This window comes from Prauserella sediminis, assembly GCF_014195435.1.
GTDB classification, from domain to species: domain Bacteria; phylum Actinomycetota; class Actinomycetes; order Mycobacteriales; family Pseudonocardiaceae; genus Prauserella; species Prauserella salsuginis.
The window spans coordinates 82,748-101,071 of sequence record NZ_JACIBS010000001.1; the positions used below are offsets into that span (position 1 = coordinate 82,748).

Here is an 18,324-nt window from a genome sequence, read left to right on the forward strand (position 1 = left end):
GTAGACACGGATGGCGCGGGGCAACGGGCTACCGCGGAACGTCGGGTCGACATCGTCGTCGACGGGCAGCCACGCGTCTTTCGGCTCTGGGACGCCGACGACCGATGGTACGCAGCTTCGGAGGCCGGCGACCGGCACGCGATCGTCATCGCCGCCCGCCACGTCGACCCCGCCGACGTCACACTGGTACCGATTCGGGACATCGAGCCGTACCTGGCCGGCCGACGGGAATGGATCCGTGCCCGCAGACAGAGCGGATGATCCGTTTCCCGATCTCGAAATCCACCCTCGAGCCTGCCTGTCCGAATGAGCTGTCCCGAGAACCCGCCTCGCACGGAACGGGGAGCCGGAGCCCGTGCGGCACCGACTCCCCGTACGTCCACATCAGACTAGTCCACATCAGACCAGTCCATCGGACCAGCCGTCAGACGACCGCCAGCGGGATGGCCGTGGGATGTACCGGTGACGGCAGGTCCGACCCGCCGGTCAGGTAGGCATCCACCGACGCGGCCACCGAACGGCCCTCGGCGATCGCCCACACGACCAGCGACGCGCCCCGGTGGGCGTCGCCGCACACGAACACTCCCGGCGCGCCGGTCTGCCAGTCCGCGCCGCACGACACGGTGCCACGCCGGTTCAGCGACAGTCCGAGGTCGTCGATCAGCCGCATGTGCTCGACGCCTTCGAACCCGATCGCCAGCAGCACCAGGTCGGCGGGCACTTCCTGCACCTCGTTGCTGGTGGGCACGACCTCGCGCCGACCCGTCTCCGGGTCCTTCTCCACCCGCACCGTGTGCAGCTCGGCCGCCCGCACCCTGCCGTTGTCGTCGCCCACGAACCGCTTGACGGCGACCGCGAACAGCCGCTCCCCCGTCTCCTCGTGCACCGGGTAGGTACGCAGGATGTACGGCCACGTCGGCCACGGCGACCGGTCGTCGTCGCGGGAGTGCGGCGGCTCCGGATATTGGTCGAGCTGCGTCACCGACAGCGCGCCCTGGCGGATCGCCGTGCCGTAGCAGTCCGCACCCGTGTCACCGCCGCCGATGATCAGCACGTGTTTGCCCTCTGCGGTGATCTCCGCCGGACCGTCCCCCTCACACGCCCGGTTGGCGGGCACCAGATGCTCCATCGCGAGGTGCACACCGTCCAACTCGCGCCCCGGCGTGACCGTGTCGTCCCGGCCGCGCAACGCGCCGACGGCCAGCACCACAGCGTCGTAGGTCTCCCGCAGCTCCGCCACGGTGACGTCGACACCGACCTCGCAGCCGGTGACGAACCTCGTGCCCTCGCTGTGCAGCTGCGCCAACCGCCGATCGAGGACCTTCTTCTCCATCTTGAACTCGGGAATGCCGTACCGGAGCAGCCCGCCGAGCCGGTCGTCCCGTTCGAAGACCGTCACGTCGTGGCCCGCACGCGTCAGCTGCTGCGCCGCGGCCAGCCCCGCAGGACCCGATCCGACGACCGCCACGTGCCTGCCCGTCGCCACCTCGGCCGTGCGCGCCTCGACGTAGCCGGACTCCCACGCCTGCGCGGAAATCGTCTCCTCGACCCGCTTGATCGCCACCGGACCGCCGGACAGCCCCGAGATCGACAGCGTGCACCCGGCCTCGCACGGCGCGGGACACAGCTTGCCCGTGAACTCCGGGAAGTTGTTCGTGGCGTGCAGCCGCTCGCTCGCCGAGAACCAGTCGCCACGGCTCACCAGGTCGTTCCACTCCGGGATCAGGTTTCCCAGTGGGCACCCCGACCGCTCGTTGTGGCAGAACGGGATACCGCAGTCCATACACCGGCTCGCCTGCGTGCGCACCGCCTCGTTGCGCTCCTGCCGGCCCTGGTCCGCGTAGACCTCCTGCCAGTCCTGCATGCGTTCGGACTTCGGCCGTTTCGGCGGCTCCGCGCGCTCGTACTTCAGGAAACCCGTCGGGTCAGCCACGAGCCGCCTCCATGATCGCCTCGTTCACGTCACGCCCCTCGGCACGCGCAGCCTCGGTCGCCTTCAGCACCCGCTTGTAGTCGCGCGGCATCACCTTGGTGAAGGCCGCCGACCGCCGCGGCCAGTCGGCCAGCAGCGAACGCGCCACTGCCGATCCCGTCAGCTCCGCGTGCCGGGCGACGACGCCGCGCAACCACGCCAGGTCATCGGCGCCGGGCTCTTCCAACTCGACCATGCCCGGGTTGACCTTGGCACGGTCCAGGTCCAGCACGTACGCCTCGCCGCCGGACATGCCGGCGGCGAGATTCCGGCCCGACACGCCGAGCACCACTGCCCGGCCCCCGGTCATGTACTCGAAGGCGTGGTCCCCGACACCCTCGGCCACGATCAGCGCACCCGAGTTGCGGACGCCGAACCGTTCGCCGACCTGGCCGCTGAGGAACACCTCGCCGCTCGTGGCGCCGTAGGCGATCGTGTTGCCCGCGATCACCTGGCCCTCGGCGGCGAACACCGCGTCCTCGTGCGGCCGCACGACGATCCGCCCGCCGGACAGCCCCTTGCCGACGTAATCGTTCGCGTCGCCGGTCAGCTCCAGCGTCACCCCCGGCGGCAGGAACGCACCCAGCGACTGCCCCGCCGACCCGGTCAGCGCCACCCGGATCGTGTCGTCCGGCAGGCCCGCGCTGCCGTAGCGGCGCGTGATCTCCGCGCCGAGCAGCGTGCCGACCGTGCGGTTGACGTTGCGCACGGGCAGTTCGAGGCGCAGCGGATGCGCGTCTTCCAGTCCCGCTTCGGCCAGCTGGATCAGCGTGTGATCCAGCGCGTGCTCCAGCCCGTGGTCCTGTTCGCGGAGTTTGCGCCGCGCATTGCCGTACGGCGTCTCCTCGGGCATCGCGAAGATCGGCGCCAGGTCGAGCCCGTCGGCCTTCCAGTGCTCGATCGCCTCGTCGGCACCGAGCACGTCGACCCGGCCGATCGCCTCGTCGAGCGACCGGAAACCGAGGTGCGCCAGGTACTCGCGCACCTCCTGCGCCACGAAGTGGAAGTAGTTCACGACGTGGTCGGCCTGGCCCGTGTAGCGCTCGCGCAGCTCCGGATTCTGGGTGGCGACGCCCACCGGGCACGTGTCCAGGTGGCAGACGCGCATCATGATGCAGCCCGCGACGATCAGCGGTGCCGTGGCGAAGCCGTACTCCTCGGCACCCAGCAGCGCCGCGACGACCACGTCCCTTCCGGTCTTCATCGCGCCGTCCACCTGCACCGTGATGCGGTCGCGCAGGCCGTTGAGCATCAGCGTCTGCTGCGTCTCGGCAAGGCCGATCTCCCACGGGGTGCCCGCGTGCTTCAGCGAGTTCAACGGCGACGCGCCGGTGCCGCCGTCGTGACCGGAGATCAGCACCACGTCAGCGTGCGCCTTCGACACCCCCGCGGCGACCGTGCCCACGCCGAGCGAGCTGACCAGCTTGACGTGCACGCGAGCCCGGTCGTTGGCGTTCTTCAGGTCGTGGATCAGCTGCGCCAGATCCTCGATCGAATAGATGTCGTGGTGCGGCGGCGGGGAAATCAACCCGACCCCCGGCGTCGAGTGCCGGGTCCTGCCGATCCACGGGTACACCTTGTTCGGCGGCAGCTGGCCGCCCTCGCCGGGCTTGGCTCCCTGCGCCATCTTGATCTGGATGTCGTCGGCGGCCACGAGGTACTCGCTCGTCACGCCGAACCGTCCACTCGCGACCTGCTTGATCGCGCTGCGGCGCTCCGGGTCGTACAGCCGCTCGGCGTCCTCGCCGCCCTCACCCGTGTTCGACCGGCCACCGATCCGGTTCATCGCAATGGCCAGGGTCTCGTGCGCTTCGGCCGAGATGGACCCGTAGGACATGGCGCCGGTGTTGAACCGCCTGCAGATCGACTCGACGGATTCGACCTCGTCGACCGGCACCGGGGTGCGGCCCTCGCTGCGGAGCGTGAACATGCCCCGCACCGCGCCGCCCTGCCGGTTGAGCTCGTTCACCTTCTCCGTGTAGGCGCGGTACGCCTCCTGCCTACGTGTCTTGCTGGCGTGCTGCAGCAGGAACACGGTCTCCGGCGTGAACAGGTGCAGCTCGCCGTCGCGCCGGTAGGCGTACTCGCCACCGGACTCGAGGCCGCGGTGGGCCACCTCCGTCGGGTTGTCCGGGTAGGCGCGCCGGTGCCGGATCGCCACCTCCTCGGCCAGCACGTCGAGGCCCACCCCGCCGAGCGTCGACGACGTACCGGTGAAGTACTCGTCCAGCACGTCCTGGGACAGGCCGAGCGCCTCGAACACCTGCGCCGCCGTGTAGGCACCGACCGTCGAGATGCCCATCTTGGACATGATCTTCAGGACACCCTTGACCAGCGCGGTCACGTAGTTGCGCACGGCCTTGGCCGGCTCGATCCCGGTGATCGCGTCCTGGGCGATCATGTCCTCGATCGTCTCGAAGGCCAGATACGGGTTCACCGCCGCAGCGCCGTAACCGAGCAGCAGCGCGATGTGGTGCACCTCGCGGGCGTCACCGGACTCGACGACCAGCGCCACCTTCAGTCGTTCCTTCGTGCGCACCAGGTGGTGGTGCACCGCCGACACGAGCAACAGCGACGGGATCGGCGCCATCCGGTGGTCGGAATCGCGGTCGGACAGCACGAGCGTGCGTGCCCCGGCCGCGATCGCCTCCGAGGCCTCCCTGCGCACCCGCTCGATCGCCTCCGCCAGCGCAGGCCCGCCGCCCTCGACGTCGTACAGTCCGGACAGCACCGCGCACGCGAAGCCCGGCAGGTCCCCCTCGTCGTTGACGTGGATGAGCTTGGCGAGCTCGTCGTTGTCGATCACCGGCTGCGGCAGCTCGATGTGCCGGCACGAGGACGGGCCGGGCTCGAGCAGGTTCCGCTCCGGCCCCATGATCCGGCTCATCGACGTGACCAGCTCCTCGCGGATCGCGTCCAGCGGCGGATTGGTCACCTGTGCGAAGCCCTGCTTGAAGTAGTCGTAGAGCAGCCGCGAACGGTGCGACGTCATCGCGGTCGGGGTGTCGGTGCCCATCGACCCGAGCGGCTCGGCACCGCTGCCGGCCATCGGCCCGAGCAGGATCTTCAGTTCCTCCTCGGTGTAGCCGAACGAGAGCTGCCTGCGCAGCACCGAGGCGTGTGTCTGGGTGATGTGCTCGCGGTCCGGCAGCTCGGCCAGCGTCAACAGCCCCGCGTGCAGCCATTCGGCGTACGGCGCCTCACTCGCCAGGCCCTCCTTGATCTCCACGTCGCTGACGATCCGGCCCGCGTCGGTGTCGACGAGGAACATGCGGCCGGGCTTGAGCCTTCCCTTGGCGACGACGTCGGCGGGCTCGATGTCGAGCACACCCGACTCGCTGGCCAGCACGACGCGGTCGTCGGCCGTACGCCACCAGCGGCCGGGCCGCAGGCCGTTGCGGTCGAGCACCCCGCCGACGACCGTGCCGTCGGTGAACGTGACGCACGCAGGCCCGTCCCACGGCTCCATCAGGCTCGCGTGGAAGCGATAGAAGGCGCGGCGCTGCTCGTCCATCCCGGCATGGTTCTCCCACGCCTCCGGCACCATCATCAGCACCGCGTGCGGCAGACTGCGCCCGCCCAGATGCAGCAGCTCCAGCACCTCGTCGAACGAGGCCGAGTCGGACGCGTCCTCCGTGCACACGGGGTACAGCCGCGAGAGGTCACCGGGAATCAGGTCGCTCTCCAGCAGCGCCTCGCGGGCGCGCATGCGGTTGCGGTTACCGCGGACGGTGTTGATCTCGCCGTTGTGCGCGACGAACCGGAACGGGTGCGCCAGCGGCCACGACGGGAACGTGTTGGTCGAGAACCGCGAGTGCACGAGCGCGATCGCGCTGAGCATGCGCTCGTCGCGCAGTTCGGGGAAGAACAGTGGCAGCTGCGCGGGCGTGAGCATGCCCTTGTAGACGAACGTGCGCGCCGACAACGACGGGAAGTACACCCCGCACCCGGCCTCAGCCGTCTCGTGCTCGGCCCGCTTGCGCAGGCAGAACGCCAGCCGGTCGAGGTCGATGCCGGCCGGGAGTTCACCGTCGGCGTCCGGCCGGCCGGTGACGTGCAGGTAGGCGAAGTGCGGCATGACCGACCGCGCGGTGGGGCCGACGTCGGCGGCGTCGACGTCGGTCTCCACGTCCCTCCAGCCCGCGACGCGGAGACCCTCCTCGCCCGCGATGCGCTCGATGATCGCGACAGCGTCGCGGCGCCGGCCGGCGTCGGCAGGCAGGAACGCCATGCCCGCGGCGTAATGGTGGGCGCCGAACGCGTCCGGGGCGGGCAAGTCGAAGTCCGCCTTCGCACGCAACAGCTCGTCGGGCAGCTGCACCAGGATTCCGGCACCGTCGCCGCTGGTCGGTTCGGCCCCCGCGGCACCGCGGTGGTCGAGGTTGGTCAACGCGGTCAGGCCGTCGCTGACGATGCTGTGGGAGCGGACGCCACGGAGGTGGGAGACCATGGCGACCCCGCAGGAATCCTGTTCCGTCGCAGGGTCGTACAGGCCCTGCTGCGACGGAATCGCGGAGAAGATCAAAATCAGACCTCCTGCGTCGTCTTCGTGCTCGGTTTCAATGGGGCACGGGACGACGATGGCCCGCCTGTTATCGCGACTTTAACACTCGGGAAACGTCCCGGTGCCGGATCAGCGGCCGTTTTTCCGGCCGAACCGTAACGATCCGACGACCCCGGACGATTCAGTTTCTGATGAGCGGGAGGGCCACGGCAAGTGCCGGCCGCCTCGTTTTTCCCGGCGGCTCGTTTCCCGGCGGCCCTGGTTCTCGGCGACGCTGTTTCTCGGCGACGCTGTTTCTCGGCGGGTCTGTTTCGCCCGGCCGTCCTCACCCGAGTACCCACGCCCAGCCACCCACGCCCAGTCATCGCCGCCTGGGCACCGCCTTCACGCCGAGTGTAGTTCGTACGAATCCGACATCCCCCGGTCACGCGAACATGAGCTGGTAACGTCACCTCGACGCGGGCGGTAGCGAAGTCCGGTGCGAATCCGGCGCTGTGCCGCAACTGTGATGACCGTCGAGGCGGGACGACCCCGGTGCTGTCCCGCCCGGCCGGATCGAGTCAGGTCGCCTTCGCCCGCGTCGACGCCTTGCCCACCTCCGGCGCAGAGGTGCGGCGTCAGGGACGGCCCTCACTTCGCCGCCTCGGGCGCTCGAGGACTCCCCCGCGGGTTCCGCACCGGCATGCCCGACCGCCCCGCGCGGCCGCGGGCACGCCTCCGCCGGCCGACCCGAACGCCCGAGGCCCCCGATGGCTCACCAGCCCACTCCCCACCCTCGTACGCGCCTGCGCCGATCCGTAGCGCGCCACGTTGCGGCACTCCGCACCCCGGCGTCCCGCACTCCGGCACTGCACACCCAGGCGCGGCACGGCACTCGCCCGCCGCGCCGGTTCGTCCGGCTGCTCGCCCTGCTGCCCCTACTGGGTGTGCTCGCCCTCGCCGGCTGTGCCCAGCGCGCCGACGAGGACAACGGTGACGGCGACGCCGGCACGGCCTTCCCCGTGACCGTCGAGCCCGCGGGCGCACCCGCCGTGACCCTCGACGCGCAGCCGCAGCGGATCGTCTCGCTCGTCCCGTCGGTCACCGAGACGTTGTACGAGGTGGGGGCGGGCGACCAGGTCGTCGCCGTCGACGAGATGTCCACCCATCCGGCCGAGGCGCCGCGCACCGAGTTGTCCGGCATCGACCCGGACCCGCAGCAGATCGCGAGCCACGACCCCGACCTGGTCGTCGTGGGCTCCGACGCGGAGGACAAGCTGGCCGGCGCGCTGAGCAAGACCGGCGCCGCCACGCTCGTGCTGCCCGCCCCGGAGACGCTGCGGGACGCCTACGCCCAGTTCACGCTCGTCGGCAAGGCCACCGGGCACGCCGACGCCGGACGGACGCTCGCCGACGAGACCGAGCAGACGATCACCGAGCTCGCCGAGTCCGCCCCTGACAAGGACCTGAGCTACTACCACGAGGTCGACCCGACCTACTACACGATCACGTCGGCGACGTTCCTCGGCGAGGTCTACGACCTGTTCGGTCTCCGCAACGTCGCCGACCAGGACGACCCGAACGCGATGGGCGGGTATCCGCAGCTGTCGGCGGAGAAGATCGTCGAGGCGGATCCGGACCTGGTCTTCCTCGCCGACACGAAGTGCTGCGGGCAGAACGCCGACACGGTGGCCGAGCGCCCCGGCTGGGACACGATGACCGCCGTCGAGCAGGACCGGGTCTTCGCCCTCGACGACGACATCGCCTCCCGCTGGAGCCCACGCCTGGTCGAGTTCGTGCGGGTCGTGGCCGACGCGGTCGCGGAAGCCTGATGCTGCGCACCCGTTCCCGGTGGCGGCGCGCCGCGGACCGCATCACCCGAACGCCCGCGCACACCACCCGACTGACCCCGCTCGCGCTGGGCGTCGCGGTGGTCACGGTCGTGGCCGTCGCGCTGCTCGGGCTGCTGATCGGACCAGGCGAACTCACCGGGGACCGGGTGCTGGCGGAGATCACGGCCCAACTGACGGGCGGCATGTCGCCGTTGTCGGACTCCGAGGCGGCGATCGTGTGGCAGCTGCGACTCCCGCGGGTGTTGCTGGCGGCGCTCGTCGGGGCCGCCCTCGCGGGTGCGGGTGCCGCGTTCCAGGGAGTGTTCCGCAACCCGCTGGCCGATCCGTACCTGCTCGGCGCCGGCGCCGGGGCCGGCATGGCGGCCACGGCGGTCATGGTGTTCGTGCCCGCGGTGACGGCGTGGTCGCTCGGCCCGGTGGGCCCGCTGCCGCTCGCGGCGTTCGCGGGCGCCCTGCTGGGCGTCGGGCTGAGCTGGGCACTCGGCCGTTCGACGGGCGGTGCCGGCACGGCGGGCCTGCTGCTGGCGGGCATCGCGGTGACGGCCTTCCTCACCGCGATCCAGACCTTCGTCCAGCAGCTCAACACCGAGACCCTGAAACAGGTGTACACGTGGACGCTCGGCGGGCTGAACATCACCGGCTGGACCGACGTGGGACTGGTCCTGCCCTACGTGGGGCTCGCGGCGATCGTGCTCGTAGCGGCAGCCCGGCTGCTGGACCTGCTCACGCTAGGTGACACCGAGGCCGCCTCGCTGGGCCTGCGACCGGGCCGCATCCGCCTGGCCGTGCTGTCGGCGGCCTCGCTCGCCACGGCGGCGGCCGTGTCGGTGAGCGGCCTGATCGGCTTCGTCGGGATCGTCGTGCCACACCTGGTGCGGCTGTTGGCCGGCGCGAGCTACCGCGTGATCGTGCCGCTCTCGCTCCTCGGCGGTGCCGCCTTCGTCATCGGCGCGGATCTCGTCGCGCGGACGATCATGCCGGGCGAGCTGCCGCTCGGCGTGGTCACCGCGTTCGCGGGTGCTCCGTTCTTCGCGCTGGTGCTGCGCACGAACCGGGAGCGGCTGTCGTGACCGGCACCCCGCCGCCGACCGCGCTGTCGCTGCACGACGTCGGCGCGGGCTACGGAGCCGAGCCCGTCGTGCAGCACGTATCCCTGGAGGCCCGCCGCGGCCGGTGGCTGGCGATCGTCGGGCCGAACGGCGCGGGCAAGTCCACCGTGCTGAAGGCCGTGGCAGGCCTCGTCCCGCGGCAGGGCACGGTGCTGCTCGACGGCACCGACACCGCGACGTTGCCGCGCAAGGAGCTGGCCCGCCGCGTCGGCTACGCCCCGCAGAATCCGGCCCTGCCCGAACGGCTCACCGTCACCGACTACGTGCTGCTCGGCCGCGCACCGCATCTCGGCACGCTGGCACGGGAATCCGCGTCCGACATGTCCATTGTGGAGGACGCACTAGCGCGGCTCGACCTGCACGACATGGCAGGGCGTCGACTGGGAACCCTGTCCGGTGGCGAGGCACAGCGGGCGGTGCTGGCCCGCGTACTGGTCCAGCGCACACCACTGCTGCTGCTCGACGAGCCGACGACGGGACTGGACATCGGCCACGCCCAGACACTGCTCGAACGCCTCGACCACCTGCGCAGGGAGGACGGGACGACGGTCGTGACGACGCTGCACGATCTGACGGTCGCCGCGCAGTACGCCGACGAACTCGTGCTCCTGGACCGCGGCGGCGTCGTCGCGGCGGGCCCGCCGTCCCAGGTGCTCACCACGGAACGGCTGCGCGAGCACTACGCCGCCGACGTCGAGGTCCTCACCACCGCCGACGGACACCCCGTCGTCGTGCCGGTGCGCCCCGCAGCTGTGCGCTGATCAGGAGAGCCAGGCGACGGCGCCGCCGATCGCCACCAACGCGGCGAGGCCGAAGAAGCCGGCCAGCACACGAGAACCGTTGCGCCAGGTGCTGTACACGCCGCCGACGAGGAAGCCCGCCACACCGAGCAGCAGAAGCGGAACCCACTGTTCCTGCGACATGCTTACAGCACACCCTTCGTCGACGGCACGCCACCGGCGCGCGGATCGTTCTCCGTCGCCGCGCGCAGCGCCCGCGCCACGGCCTTGTACTGGGCCTCCGCGATGTGGTGCGGATCCCTGCCGTGGATCACGCGGACGTGCAACGCGAGCTGCGCATGGAACGACAGGGACTCGAACACGTGGCGGGTCAGTACGAACGGGTAGTTGCCGCCGATCGTGAAGGTGTTGAACTCCTCCGGCTCGCCGGTGTGCACGCAGTACGGCCGGCCGGAGACGTCGATCGCGGCGTGCGCCAGCGTCTCGTCCATCGGGATCCAGCAGTCGCCGAACCGGCGGATGCCCTTCTTGTCGCCGAGCGCCTCGCGGATCGCCTGCCCCAGCACGATCGCGGTGTCCTCGACGGTGTGGTGCGCGTCGATGTGCACGTCGCCGGTCGCGGCGACCGTCAGGTCGAGCGAGCCGTGCGCGCCGAAGGACGTCAGCATGTGGTCGTAGAACGGCACGCCGGTCGACACGTCGACCTGCCCGGTGCCGTCGAGATCCACTTCGACCCGGATCGACGACTCCTTCGTCGTCCGTTCGACCTTGCCTGTCCGGCTCACCGGCCGACCTCCTTGCTCGCCTCCAGGAAGGCGTCGTTCTCGTCCGGGGTACCGATGCTCACCCGCAGGTGCCCGTCGATCCCGATGTCGCGGATCAGCACACCTTTGTCCACATAGGACTTCCATGCGGCCGACGGTTCGGCGAACCGTCCGAACAGGATGAAGTTGGCGTCGCTCGGCACGGGTTCGAAACCCAGACCCCGCAACGCATTCGCCACTCGGTCCCGTTCGGACGCGAGCGTGGCCACGGACCGCAGCGTGGCGTCGGCGTGCCGGAGCGCGGCGCGGGCGGCCGCCTGCGTGAGCAGCGAGAGGTGGTACGGCAACCGCACCAGTTGCAGCGCGTCGACCACGGCGGGCGAGGCGGCCAGGTAGCCGAGTCGCCCGCCCGCGAATGCGAACGCCTTGCTCATCGTGCGGGAGACGATCAGCTTCGCCGGGTAGCGCGGCAGCAGTTCGAGCGCGCTCGGCTGCGACGAGAACTCCGCGTAGGCCTCGTCGACCACGACCAGGCCCGGAGCCGCCTGCAGCACGGCCTCCAGGTCGGCCAGCGGGATCGAACCGCCGGTCGGATTGTTCGGGCTGGTCACGAACACGACGTCCGGCCTGCGCTCCGCGACGATCCGGGCGGCTTCGGCGGCGTCCAGCGAGAAGTCGCCGCGCCGCGGTGCGGGAATCCACTCGGTGCGGGTGCCTGCCGAGATGATCGGGTGCATCGAGTACGACGGCTCGAACCCGAGCGCGGTGCGGCCGGGGCCGCCGAACGCCTGCAGGATCTGCTGGAGCACCTCGTTGGACCCGTTGGCGGCCCATACGTTCCGGCTGGTGACCTCGACGCCGACGGACGAGGTCAGGTACGCGGCCAAGTCCTCGCGCAGCGCCACCGCGTCGCGGTCCGGGTAGCGGTGGAGCTGCACCGCGGCCTCACGCACCGCCTCGGTGACGTCGTCGACGAGCGCGGGCGGCGGGAGATACGGATTCTCGTTGGTGTTGAGCCGCACCGGGACGTCCAGCTGCGGCGCGCCGTACGGGCTCTTGCCGCGCAGATCCTCGCGCAGCGGTAGATCGTCGAGCGTGATCTCGTCGGAACCCTGCGAACCCCGAGCCGTCACCGGGCGTCTCCCTCGAATCGTGCCTGCACCGCTTCGCCGTGCGCGGGCAGGTCCTCGGCGTCGGCCAGCGCGACGACCTTGCCGGCGACCTCGCGCAGCGCCGCCTCGCTGTAGTCGATCACGTGGATGCCGCGCAGGAACGTCTGCACCGACAGGCCCGACGAGTGCCGCGCGAAACCGCCGGTGGGCAGCACGTGGTTCGACCCCGCGCAGTAGTCGCCGAGCGACACCGGCGCGTAGGGGCCGACGAACACCGCCCCGGCGTTGCGCACCCGGGCGGCGACCTCACGCGCGCCGGCCGTCTGGATCTCCAGATGCTCGGCGGCGTAGGCATCGACGACCTGGAGTCCTTCGTCCACGGTGGACACCAGCACGGTGCCGGACTGCGCACCCCGCAACGCCGTGTCGACCCGCTCGGTGTGCTTGGTCTTCCCGACCCGGCGTGCCAGCTCGGCGTCGACGTCGTCGGCGAGCCGCTCCGACGTCGTGACCAGCACGCTGGCCGCGAGGGTGTCGTGCTCGGCCTGGCTGATCAGGTCCGCGGCGACGTGCCCCGCGTCGGCCGTCTCGTCGGCGAGGATCGCGATCTCCGTGGGCCCGGCCTCGGAGTCGATGCCGATGATGCCGCGCAGCATGCGTTTGGCCGCGGTGAGATAGACGTTGCCCGGCCCGGTCACCATGTCGACCGGATCGAGCTCGGAACCGTCCGTGTCGACCGCGCCGTGGGCGAGCACGGCGACCGCCTGCGCACCGCCGACCGCCCACACCTCGTCGACGCCGAGCAGCGCGGCGGCGGCCAGGGTGGTCGGGTGCGGCAGCCCGCCGAACTCGGCCTGCGGCGGCGAACACAACACCAGCGAGCCGACACCCGCCGCCTGCGCGGGCACGACGTTCATCACGACGCTCGACGGGTAGACCGCCAGCCCGCCCGGCGCGTACAGCCCGACGCGTGAGACCGGCACCCAGCGTTCGGTGACCGTGCCCCCGTCGGCGACCTGCGTCGTCACGTCGTCGCGCCGCTGGTCCGCATGCACCGCGCGGGCACGCACGATCGCCTCGTCGAGCGCCGCACGGACGTCCGGGTCAAGCTCGACCAGCGCCCTGTCGAGCTCGGCCCGCGGCACCCGCACCGTGGCGGGGCGCACGCCGTCGAACTTCTCCGTGTACTCGAGCACGGCCTCGACACCCCGGTCGCGGACCGCGTCGACCACCGGGCGCACCTGATGCAGAGCCGCGTCCACGTTCACCTCGGCGCGCGGCAACGTGGCGCGCAGCTCGGCAGGCCGGGGGACGCGACCTCGCAGGTCGGTGCGGTTCAACATGCCTTCCAGGGTACGAGGTGAGGCCCGCCACCAGCGCACGGGCCGCCGCGTCACCGCCGCTCCACCCGCCGACCGCGGCCCGGCCGCCGGCGACGAGGCGGAACGTCTCCGCCGCCACCCGTAGGCTGATCCACACACGCCCTGACGCGGACACCGAACGCAAAGGAGACCGGTTGATGGACGCGGCGCTGCGGATCGCCCTGTGCCAGGTCACGTCGACGGCGGACCCGACGGCCAACCTCGAACTCGTGCGCACGTGGACGGCCGACGCCGCGGCACGCGGCGCCCGCGTCGTGGTGTTCCCCGAGGCCACGATGGCGCACTTCGGCGTGAAGCTCGCACCGCTGGCGCAGCCGCTCGACGGGCCGTGGGCCTCGGAGGTCGCCGCGATCGCGCAGGAGCACGGCGTGCTCGTCGTGGCGGGCATGTTCACCCCGGACGGCGACCGCGTTCGCAACACGCTGCTGGTCACCGGTCCCGGCGAGCACCGCGGCTACGACAAGATCCACCTGTACGACGCCTTCGGCTTCCACGAATCGGCGACGGTCGCCGGCGGCGAGGAGCTGGTCACCGTGGACGTCGGCGACGTCCGGCTGGGTGTCGCGACCTGCTACGACGTGCGTTTCCCCGTACTGTTCCAGCAGCTGGCCGAGGCGGGCACGCACGCGGTCGCGGTCGCCGCGTCCTGGGGCGCGGGCGAGGGCAAACGCGAACAATGGGACCTGCTGACGCGTGCCCGCGCGCTCGACTCGGGCAACTGGATCCTGGCCTGCGGGCAGGCCGACCCCGCAGCCACCGGCGTCGAGGTGAACCCGAAGGCCCCAACGGGCGTCGGGTACTCGACGGTCGCCGACCCGTTCGGGGTGCCACGAGCACAGGCCGGAGCAGGCCCGGAGCTCGTGGTCGCCGACATAGACCCGGCGCTCGCCGATACCTCTCGCAGGGCCACCGGCGCCCTCGTCAACCGCAAACTCCGCTGACACCGCACGTCCCGCACCGCCACCACGACGGCTGATCGGGCCGGGGCCCGCGTCATCTGGTCAGATCCATGCCCACGTCGAGCGCCGGTGAGGAATGGGTGAGCGCACCGACGGCGAGATAGTCCACACCGGACTCGGCGTAGGCGCGGGCGCTGTCCAGTCGCAGTCCACCCGAGGACTCCAGGCGGGTCTTCGGGCTGCGCTCGTCCCGCAGTGCCACCGCTTCCCGGCACCGCTCCGGCGTGAAGTTGTCGAGCAGCACCTCGTCGGCGCCCGCGTCGAGTGCCTCGGCGAGCTGTTCCAGATCGTCGACCTCGACCTCGCACGGCAGTCCTGCGCCGCGTTCCCGCGCCAGCCGCAGCGCGGCCGTGACCGACCCCGCGGCGACGACGTGGTTGTCCTTGATGAGTACCGCATCGCCGAGGCCCATCCGGTGGTTGACCCCGCCGCCGCACCGCACGGCGTACTTCTCCAGCAGCCGCAGGCCCGGAAGCGTCTTGCGGGAGTCACGGATCGCACAGCCCGTTCCGGCCACGGCGGACACCCACGCCGCGGTGGCCGTCGCGATGCCGGACAGGTGGCACAGCAGGTTCAGCGCCGTCCGCTCCGCGGTGAGCAGGTCCCGCACGGCGCCCCGCACGACCAGCACGGGCACGCCCGGCTCCGCGCGCGCACCGTCGGGCACGCGCTCGACGACGTCGTACCGGGCTCCGAGCACCTCGTCGAACACGGCCAGGGCAGCGGGCACACCGGCCACGACCCCCGGCGCCCGCGGGGTCAGCGCCGCCGTCGCGGTGACGTCGGCCCCGACCGTCGCCTCCGTCGTCGCGTCCGGCCCGTACCGCAGATCCTCGGCCAGCGCCGTCGTCACGACCCGTCGCAGGTCGTCGGCGTCCGGTCCGTTCCCGTCCGTCTCGCGCACCGCATCCTCGTTCACGCCGTACTCACCGGTTCCGCCCACGCCGCTGTCCGTTCCGCCACTGTCCGTTCCGCCCACGCCGCTGTCCGTTCCGCCACTGTCTTCCGTTCCGCCACTGTCTTCCGTTCCGCCGCTGCCGGCTCCCTGCTGTTCCTGCCGCCGCCGGGTACTCCGTCCGGCACTCCGCCGTCTGGTATTCCGCCGTCGGATGCTTCGCCGTCGGTCACGCCGCCTCCAGTGCCGCCGCCTCGGCCAGCACCGGCTGACCCGACGGGCTCAGCCGGATCGTCTGGCTGCGCCGCCATGACGCGTCGTCGCGCTCCGGGAAATCCGTGCGGACATGACAGCCGCGGCTCTCCGTGCGCGCCGACGCCGCGGCGACGAGTGCCCGCGCCACCAGTGTCAGCGCAGCGTCCTCGACCCGTTCGCGCGTCCACGCCGCACCACGGGATCCGGACCCGCGTGCACCGGACACCGCCAGGTCGAGGACCGAACCCGCGACGGCGAGCCCGTCCGCGTCGCGCCCGATCGCGGCGTACCGGCTCATCGCACGTTGCACCGCGTCCCGTGGGGCGGCCTCGAGAGCAGCCGCCCCGAACGACGACGCGGGATTCGGCGACGTAACCGCTCCTGCGCCGGTCCCCGCCGGTACGCCCCCGGGCCGGACCGGCCGGCAGGAAGCCAGGTCGGCCGCCACCGCATCGGCCGCCCGCCTGCCGACGACGAGTCCTTCGAGGAGGCTGTTCGAGGCGAGACGGTTCGCGCCGTGCAGGCCGGTCCGCGCCACCTCGCCGACGGCGTACAGCCCCGGCACCGGCGTACGCCCGTCGGTGCCCGCCACGACCCCGCCGCACGCGAAATGTGCCGCCGGGGCGACCGGGATCGGTTCCCGCACGGGATCGACACCCGCGGCCTCGCACGCGGCCCGCACCGTCGGGAACCGCGCTGCGAACCCGTCGATCCCGGTCGCGTCGAGGAACACGTGGTCGTCGACCCCGCCAGGGGCCGCGGCCAGGTGGCGGATCACGGCGGCCGACACGACGTCCCGTGGAGCCAGGTCCGCCAGCGGATGCACGCCCGCCATCACCCGTGCGCCGGTCGCGTCGACGAGCACCGCACCCTCGCCGCGCACGGCCTCGGTCACCAGCGGCCGCCTGCCACGCGCGCCGGGCGCGTACAGCACGGTCGGGTGGAACTGCACGAACTCGAGATCGGCCACGGTCGCGCCCGCGCGCAGCGCGAGCGCGACCCCGTCGCCGGTTGCCAGTTCGGGATTCGACGTGGCGCCGTACAGCTGGCCGAGCCCGCCGGTGGCGAGCACCAGCGCGGGCGCGTGCACGACACCGGGACATCCGCGGTCGTCGAGCACCGTCACCCCGACGATCCGGCCCGCTGCGGTGCGGACGGCGTCGAGCGCCACGTGGCGTTCCAGCACCGGGACCGCGCCGCCGGTCGCGGCCGACACCAGGGCCCGCTGCACCTCGGCGCCGGTCGCGTCACCGCCGGCATGGATCACCCGCAGCGCACTGTGCCCGCCTTCCCGCGTCCGTGCCAGCTCCCGTGCTCCGTTGCTGCCGCTCTCGGCCTCGTCGAAGACCGCGCCGAACCGGCGCAGCGTGGCGACGGCCTCCGCTCCCCCGGCGACGATCTCGGCAACGGCCTCCGGCTCGCACAGGCCCGCACCCGCCGTCGCCGTGTCCTCGGCGTGCGCGGACACGCTGTCACCGCCGTCCTGGACGCCGCCGGAGCCGGATGCGCCGTCCAGGACGGCCGCGATCCCGCCCTGGGCCCACCGGGTGTTGCCGTCCCCGAACTCTCCCTTGGTCACGACGAGCACGTGCAGCCCGCGCTCCCGGAGCCGCAGTGCGGTGCTCAGTCCGGCGGCGCCGCTGCCGAGCACGACCACGTCCGCCGCGGCCTCCCAGCGTGGTCCAGAGGACGAGGTTTTCGCCTTATAGTCGTTAACCGATGTCGCTACCGGTCCGCTCATTCGCCGCCGCCCGGCGTGCCGATCTCGATCATCCGCCGCACCGAAGCCCGGCCCCGCTCCGCGATCTCCGGGGCGACGTGCACCTCGTCGGCGCCCTCGCGCAACGACCGCAGCAACGCCGCCGGCGTGATCATCTTCATGTAGCGACAGGACGCGCGGTCGTTGACGGCGCGGAAATCGATCTCCGGAGCAGCCTTGCGCAGCTGGTGCAGCATGCCCACCTCGGTGGCCACCAGCACCGACTCCGCGCTGGTCTCCCGCGCCGCGGTCAGCATGTCGCCGGTCGAGAGGATCTTCACCCGGTCCTCGGCGACGGCACCCTCGCCCGCGAGGTAGAGCGCCGAGGTGGCGCACCCGCATTCGGGGTGGATGAACAGGTCGGCACCGGGGTCCGCGGCCGCCCGTTCGGCCAGTTCGGGACCGTTGATGCCGGCGTGCACGTGGCACTCCCCCGCCCAGACGTGCAGATTCTCGCGGCCGGTCACCCGCTTGACGTGCGCGCCGAGGAACTGGTCGGGACAGAACAGCACCTCCTTCTCGGCCGGAATCGACGCCACCACGTCGACCGCGTTGGACGAGGTGCAGCAGATGTCGGTCTCGGCCTTCACCTCGGCCGTGGTGTTGACGTACGAGACGACGACCGCACCCGGGTGCTGCGCCTTCCACTCCCGCAGCTGCTCACCGGTGATCGAGTCCGCGAGGGAGCACCCCGCGCGCGCATCGGGAATCAACACGGTCTTTCCCGGCGAGAGGATCTTCGCCGTCTCGGCCATGAAGTGCACGCCGCAGAACACGATCGTCGACGCGTCGCTCTCGGCCGCGATCCGACTGAGGGCCAGCGAATCGCCCGTGTGGTCGGCGATCTCCTGGATCTCGGGCAGCTGGTAGTTGTGCGCGAGCAGCACCGCGTCCCGCTGCGCAGCCAGCGCGCGGATCTCCTCCGCCCACGCCGCGTCCGCGGTCACGCCGCCGTAGGGCGTCAGGTCCGCGCCGGTGTCAGGGTCGCCGTTGATCGCCGTGTCGAGCGTCGGCATGTCGAGCCTCCGGTCCGTGCCTTCG

General features: G+C 71.8%; 13 protein-coding genes. 4 read left to right on the forward strand and 9 right to left on the reverse strand.

Annotation, left to right across the window (positions count from 1 at the left end):
• Positions 1 to 424 precede the first annotated feature (424 nt).
• Positions 425 to 1,933 carry a glutamate synthase subunit beta gene (locus FB384_RS00365; protein ID WP_183778073.1) on the reverse strand — a complete coding sequence of 503 codons (1,509 nt, stop codon included), beginning with the start codon at positions 1,931 to 1,933 and terminating at the stop codon, positions 425 to 427.
• A complete protein-coding gene (gene gltB / locus FB384_RS00370; protein WP_183778075.1) occupies positions 1,926 to 6,497 on the reverse strand; it encodes a glutamate synthase large subunit in 4,572 nt (1,523 codons plus the stop codon). Before gltB ends, FB384_RS00365 begins: the two co-directional genes overlap by 8 nt.
• A gap of 728 nt (positions 6,498 to 7,225) precedes the next feature.
• On the opposite strand from gltB, the gene FB384_RS00375 reads away from it, so the two are divergent.
• Genes FB384_RS00375 through FB384_RS00385 form a run of 3 tightly spaced genes read left to right on the forward strand, consistent with a single transcriptional unit; the run spans position 7,226 to position 10,178 of the window.
• Positions 7,226 to 8,287, forward strand: a complete 1,062-nt coding sequence (locus FB384_RS00375; RefSeq protein WP_183778077.1) for an ABC transporter substrate-binding protein — start codon at positions 7,226 to 7,228, stop codon at positions 8,285 to 8,287.
• Complete coding sequence (locus FB384_RS00380; protein ID WP_183778079.1) at positions 8,287 to 9,378, forward strand: FecCD family ABC transporter permease; 1,092 nt, start codon at positions 8,287 to 8,289, stop codon at positions 9,376 to 9,378. Before FB384_RS00375 ends, FB384_RS00380 begins: the two co-directional genes overlap by 1 nt.
• Positions 9,375 to 10,178, forward strand: coding sequence for an ABC transporter ATP-binding protein (locus FB384_RS00385; RefSeq protein ID WP_183778081.1), 804 nt, complete (start codon positions 9,375 to 9,377; stop codon positions 10,176 to 10,178). Before FB384_RS00380 ends, FB384_RS00385 begins: the two co-directional genes overlap by 4 nt.
• On the opposite strand, the gene FB384_RS00390 is transcribed toward FB384_RS00385, so the two are convergent.
• The 4 genes from FB384_RS00390 to hisD are packed head-to-tail and all read right to left on the reverse strand — an operon-like array spanning position 10,179 to position 13,376.
• Entirely contained in the window at positions 10,179 to 10,340 is a 162-nt protein-coding gene (locus tag FB384_RS00390) for a hypothetical protein (RefSeq protein ID WP_183778083.1), read from the reverse strand. It lies immediately after the preceding gene.
• Positions 10,341 to 10,342: 2 nt separating this feature from the next.
• Positions 10,343 to 10,942 (reverse strand): imidazoleglycerol-phosphate dehydratase HisB, encoded by a 600-nt coding sequence (gene hisB, locus FB384_RS00395; RefSeq protein WP_258936212.1) that lies wholly within the window; start codon positions 10,940 to 10,942, stop codon positions 10,343 to 10,345.
• Positions 10,939 to 12,054: a histidinol-phosphate transaminase gene (locus FB384_RS26640; RefSeq protein WP_323985076.1), complete on the reverse strand. Its 1,116-nt coding sequence runs from the start codon at positions 12,052 to 12,054 to the stop codon at positions 10,939 to 10,941. Before FB384_RS26640 ends, hisB begins: the two co-directional genes overlap by 4 nt.
• A complete protein-coding gene (hisD, locus tag FB384_RS00400) occupies positions 12,051 to 13,376 on the reverse strand; it encodes a histidinol dehydrogenase (protein ID WP_183778087.1) in 1,326 nt (441 codons plus the stop codon). The genes FB384_RS26640 and hisD overlap by 4 nt, the downstream gene beginning before the upstream one ends.
• A gap of 176 nt (positions 13,377 to 13,552) precedes the next feature.
• Here hisD and FB384_RS00405 point away from each other — a divergent pair, with 176 nt between their 5' ends.
• Positions 13,553 to 14,356, forward strand: a complete 804-nt coding sequence (locus tag FB384_RS00405; protein ID WP_183778089.1) for a carbon-nitrogen hydrolase family protein — start codon at positions 13,553 to 13,555, stop codon at positions 14,354 to 14,356.
• Positions 14,357 to 14,408: 52 nt separating this feature from the next.
• Here the strand turns inward: FB384_RS00405 and nadC are convergent, their stop codons facing one another.
• The 3 genes from nadC to nadA all read right to left on the reverse strand — a co-directional run bounded on the left by nadC (position 14,409) and on the right by nadA (position 18,299).
• Positions 14,409 to 15,278 carry a carboxylating nicotinate-nucleotide diphosphorylase gene (gene nadC / locus FB384_RS00410; protein WP_183784734.1) on the reverse strand — a complete coding sequence of 290 codons (870 nt, stop codon included), beginning with the start codon at positions 15,276 to 15,278 and terminating at the stop codon, positions 14,409 to 14,411.
• 220 nt (positions 15,279 to 15,498) lie between these two features.
• Entirely contained in the window at positions 15,499 to 17,265 is a 1,767-nt protein-coding gene (locus tag FB384_RS00415; protein WP_183778091.1) for an L-aspartate oxidase, read from the reverse strand.
• On the reverse strand, positions 17,262 to 18,299 hold the full coding sequence (nadA, locus tag FB384_RS00420) for a quinolinate synthase NadA (protein WP_183778093.1): 1,038 nt from the start codon (positions 18,297 to 18,299) through the stop codon (positions 17,262 to 17,264). The genes FB384_RS00415 and nadA overlap by 4 nt, the downstream gene beginning before the upstream one ends.
• Between the last annotated feature and the right edge of the window lie 25 nt (positions 18,300 to 18,324).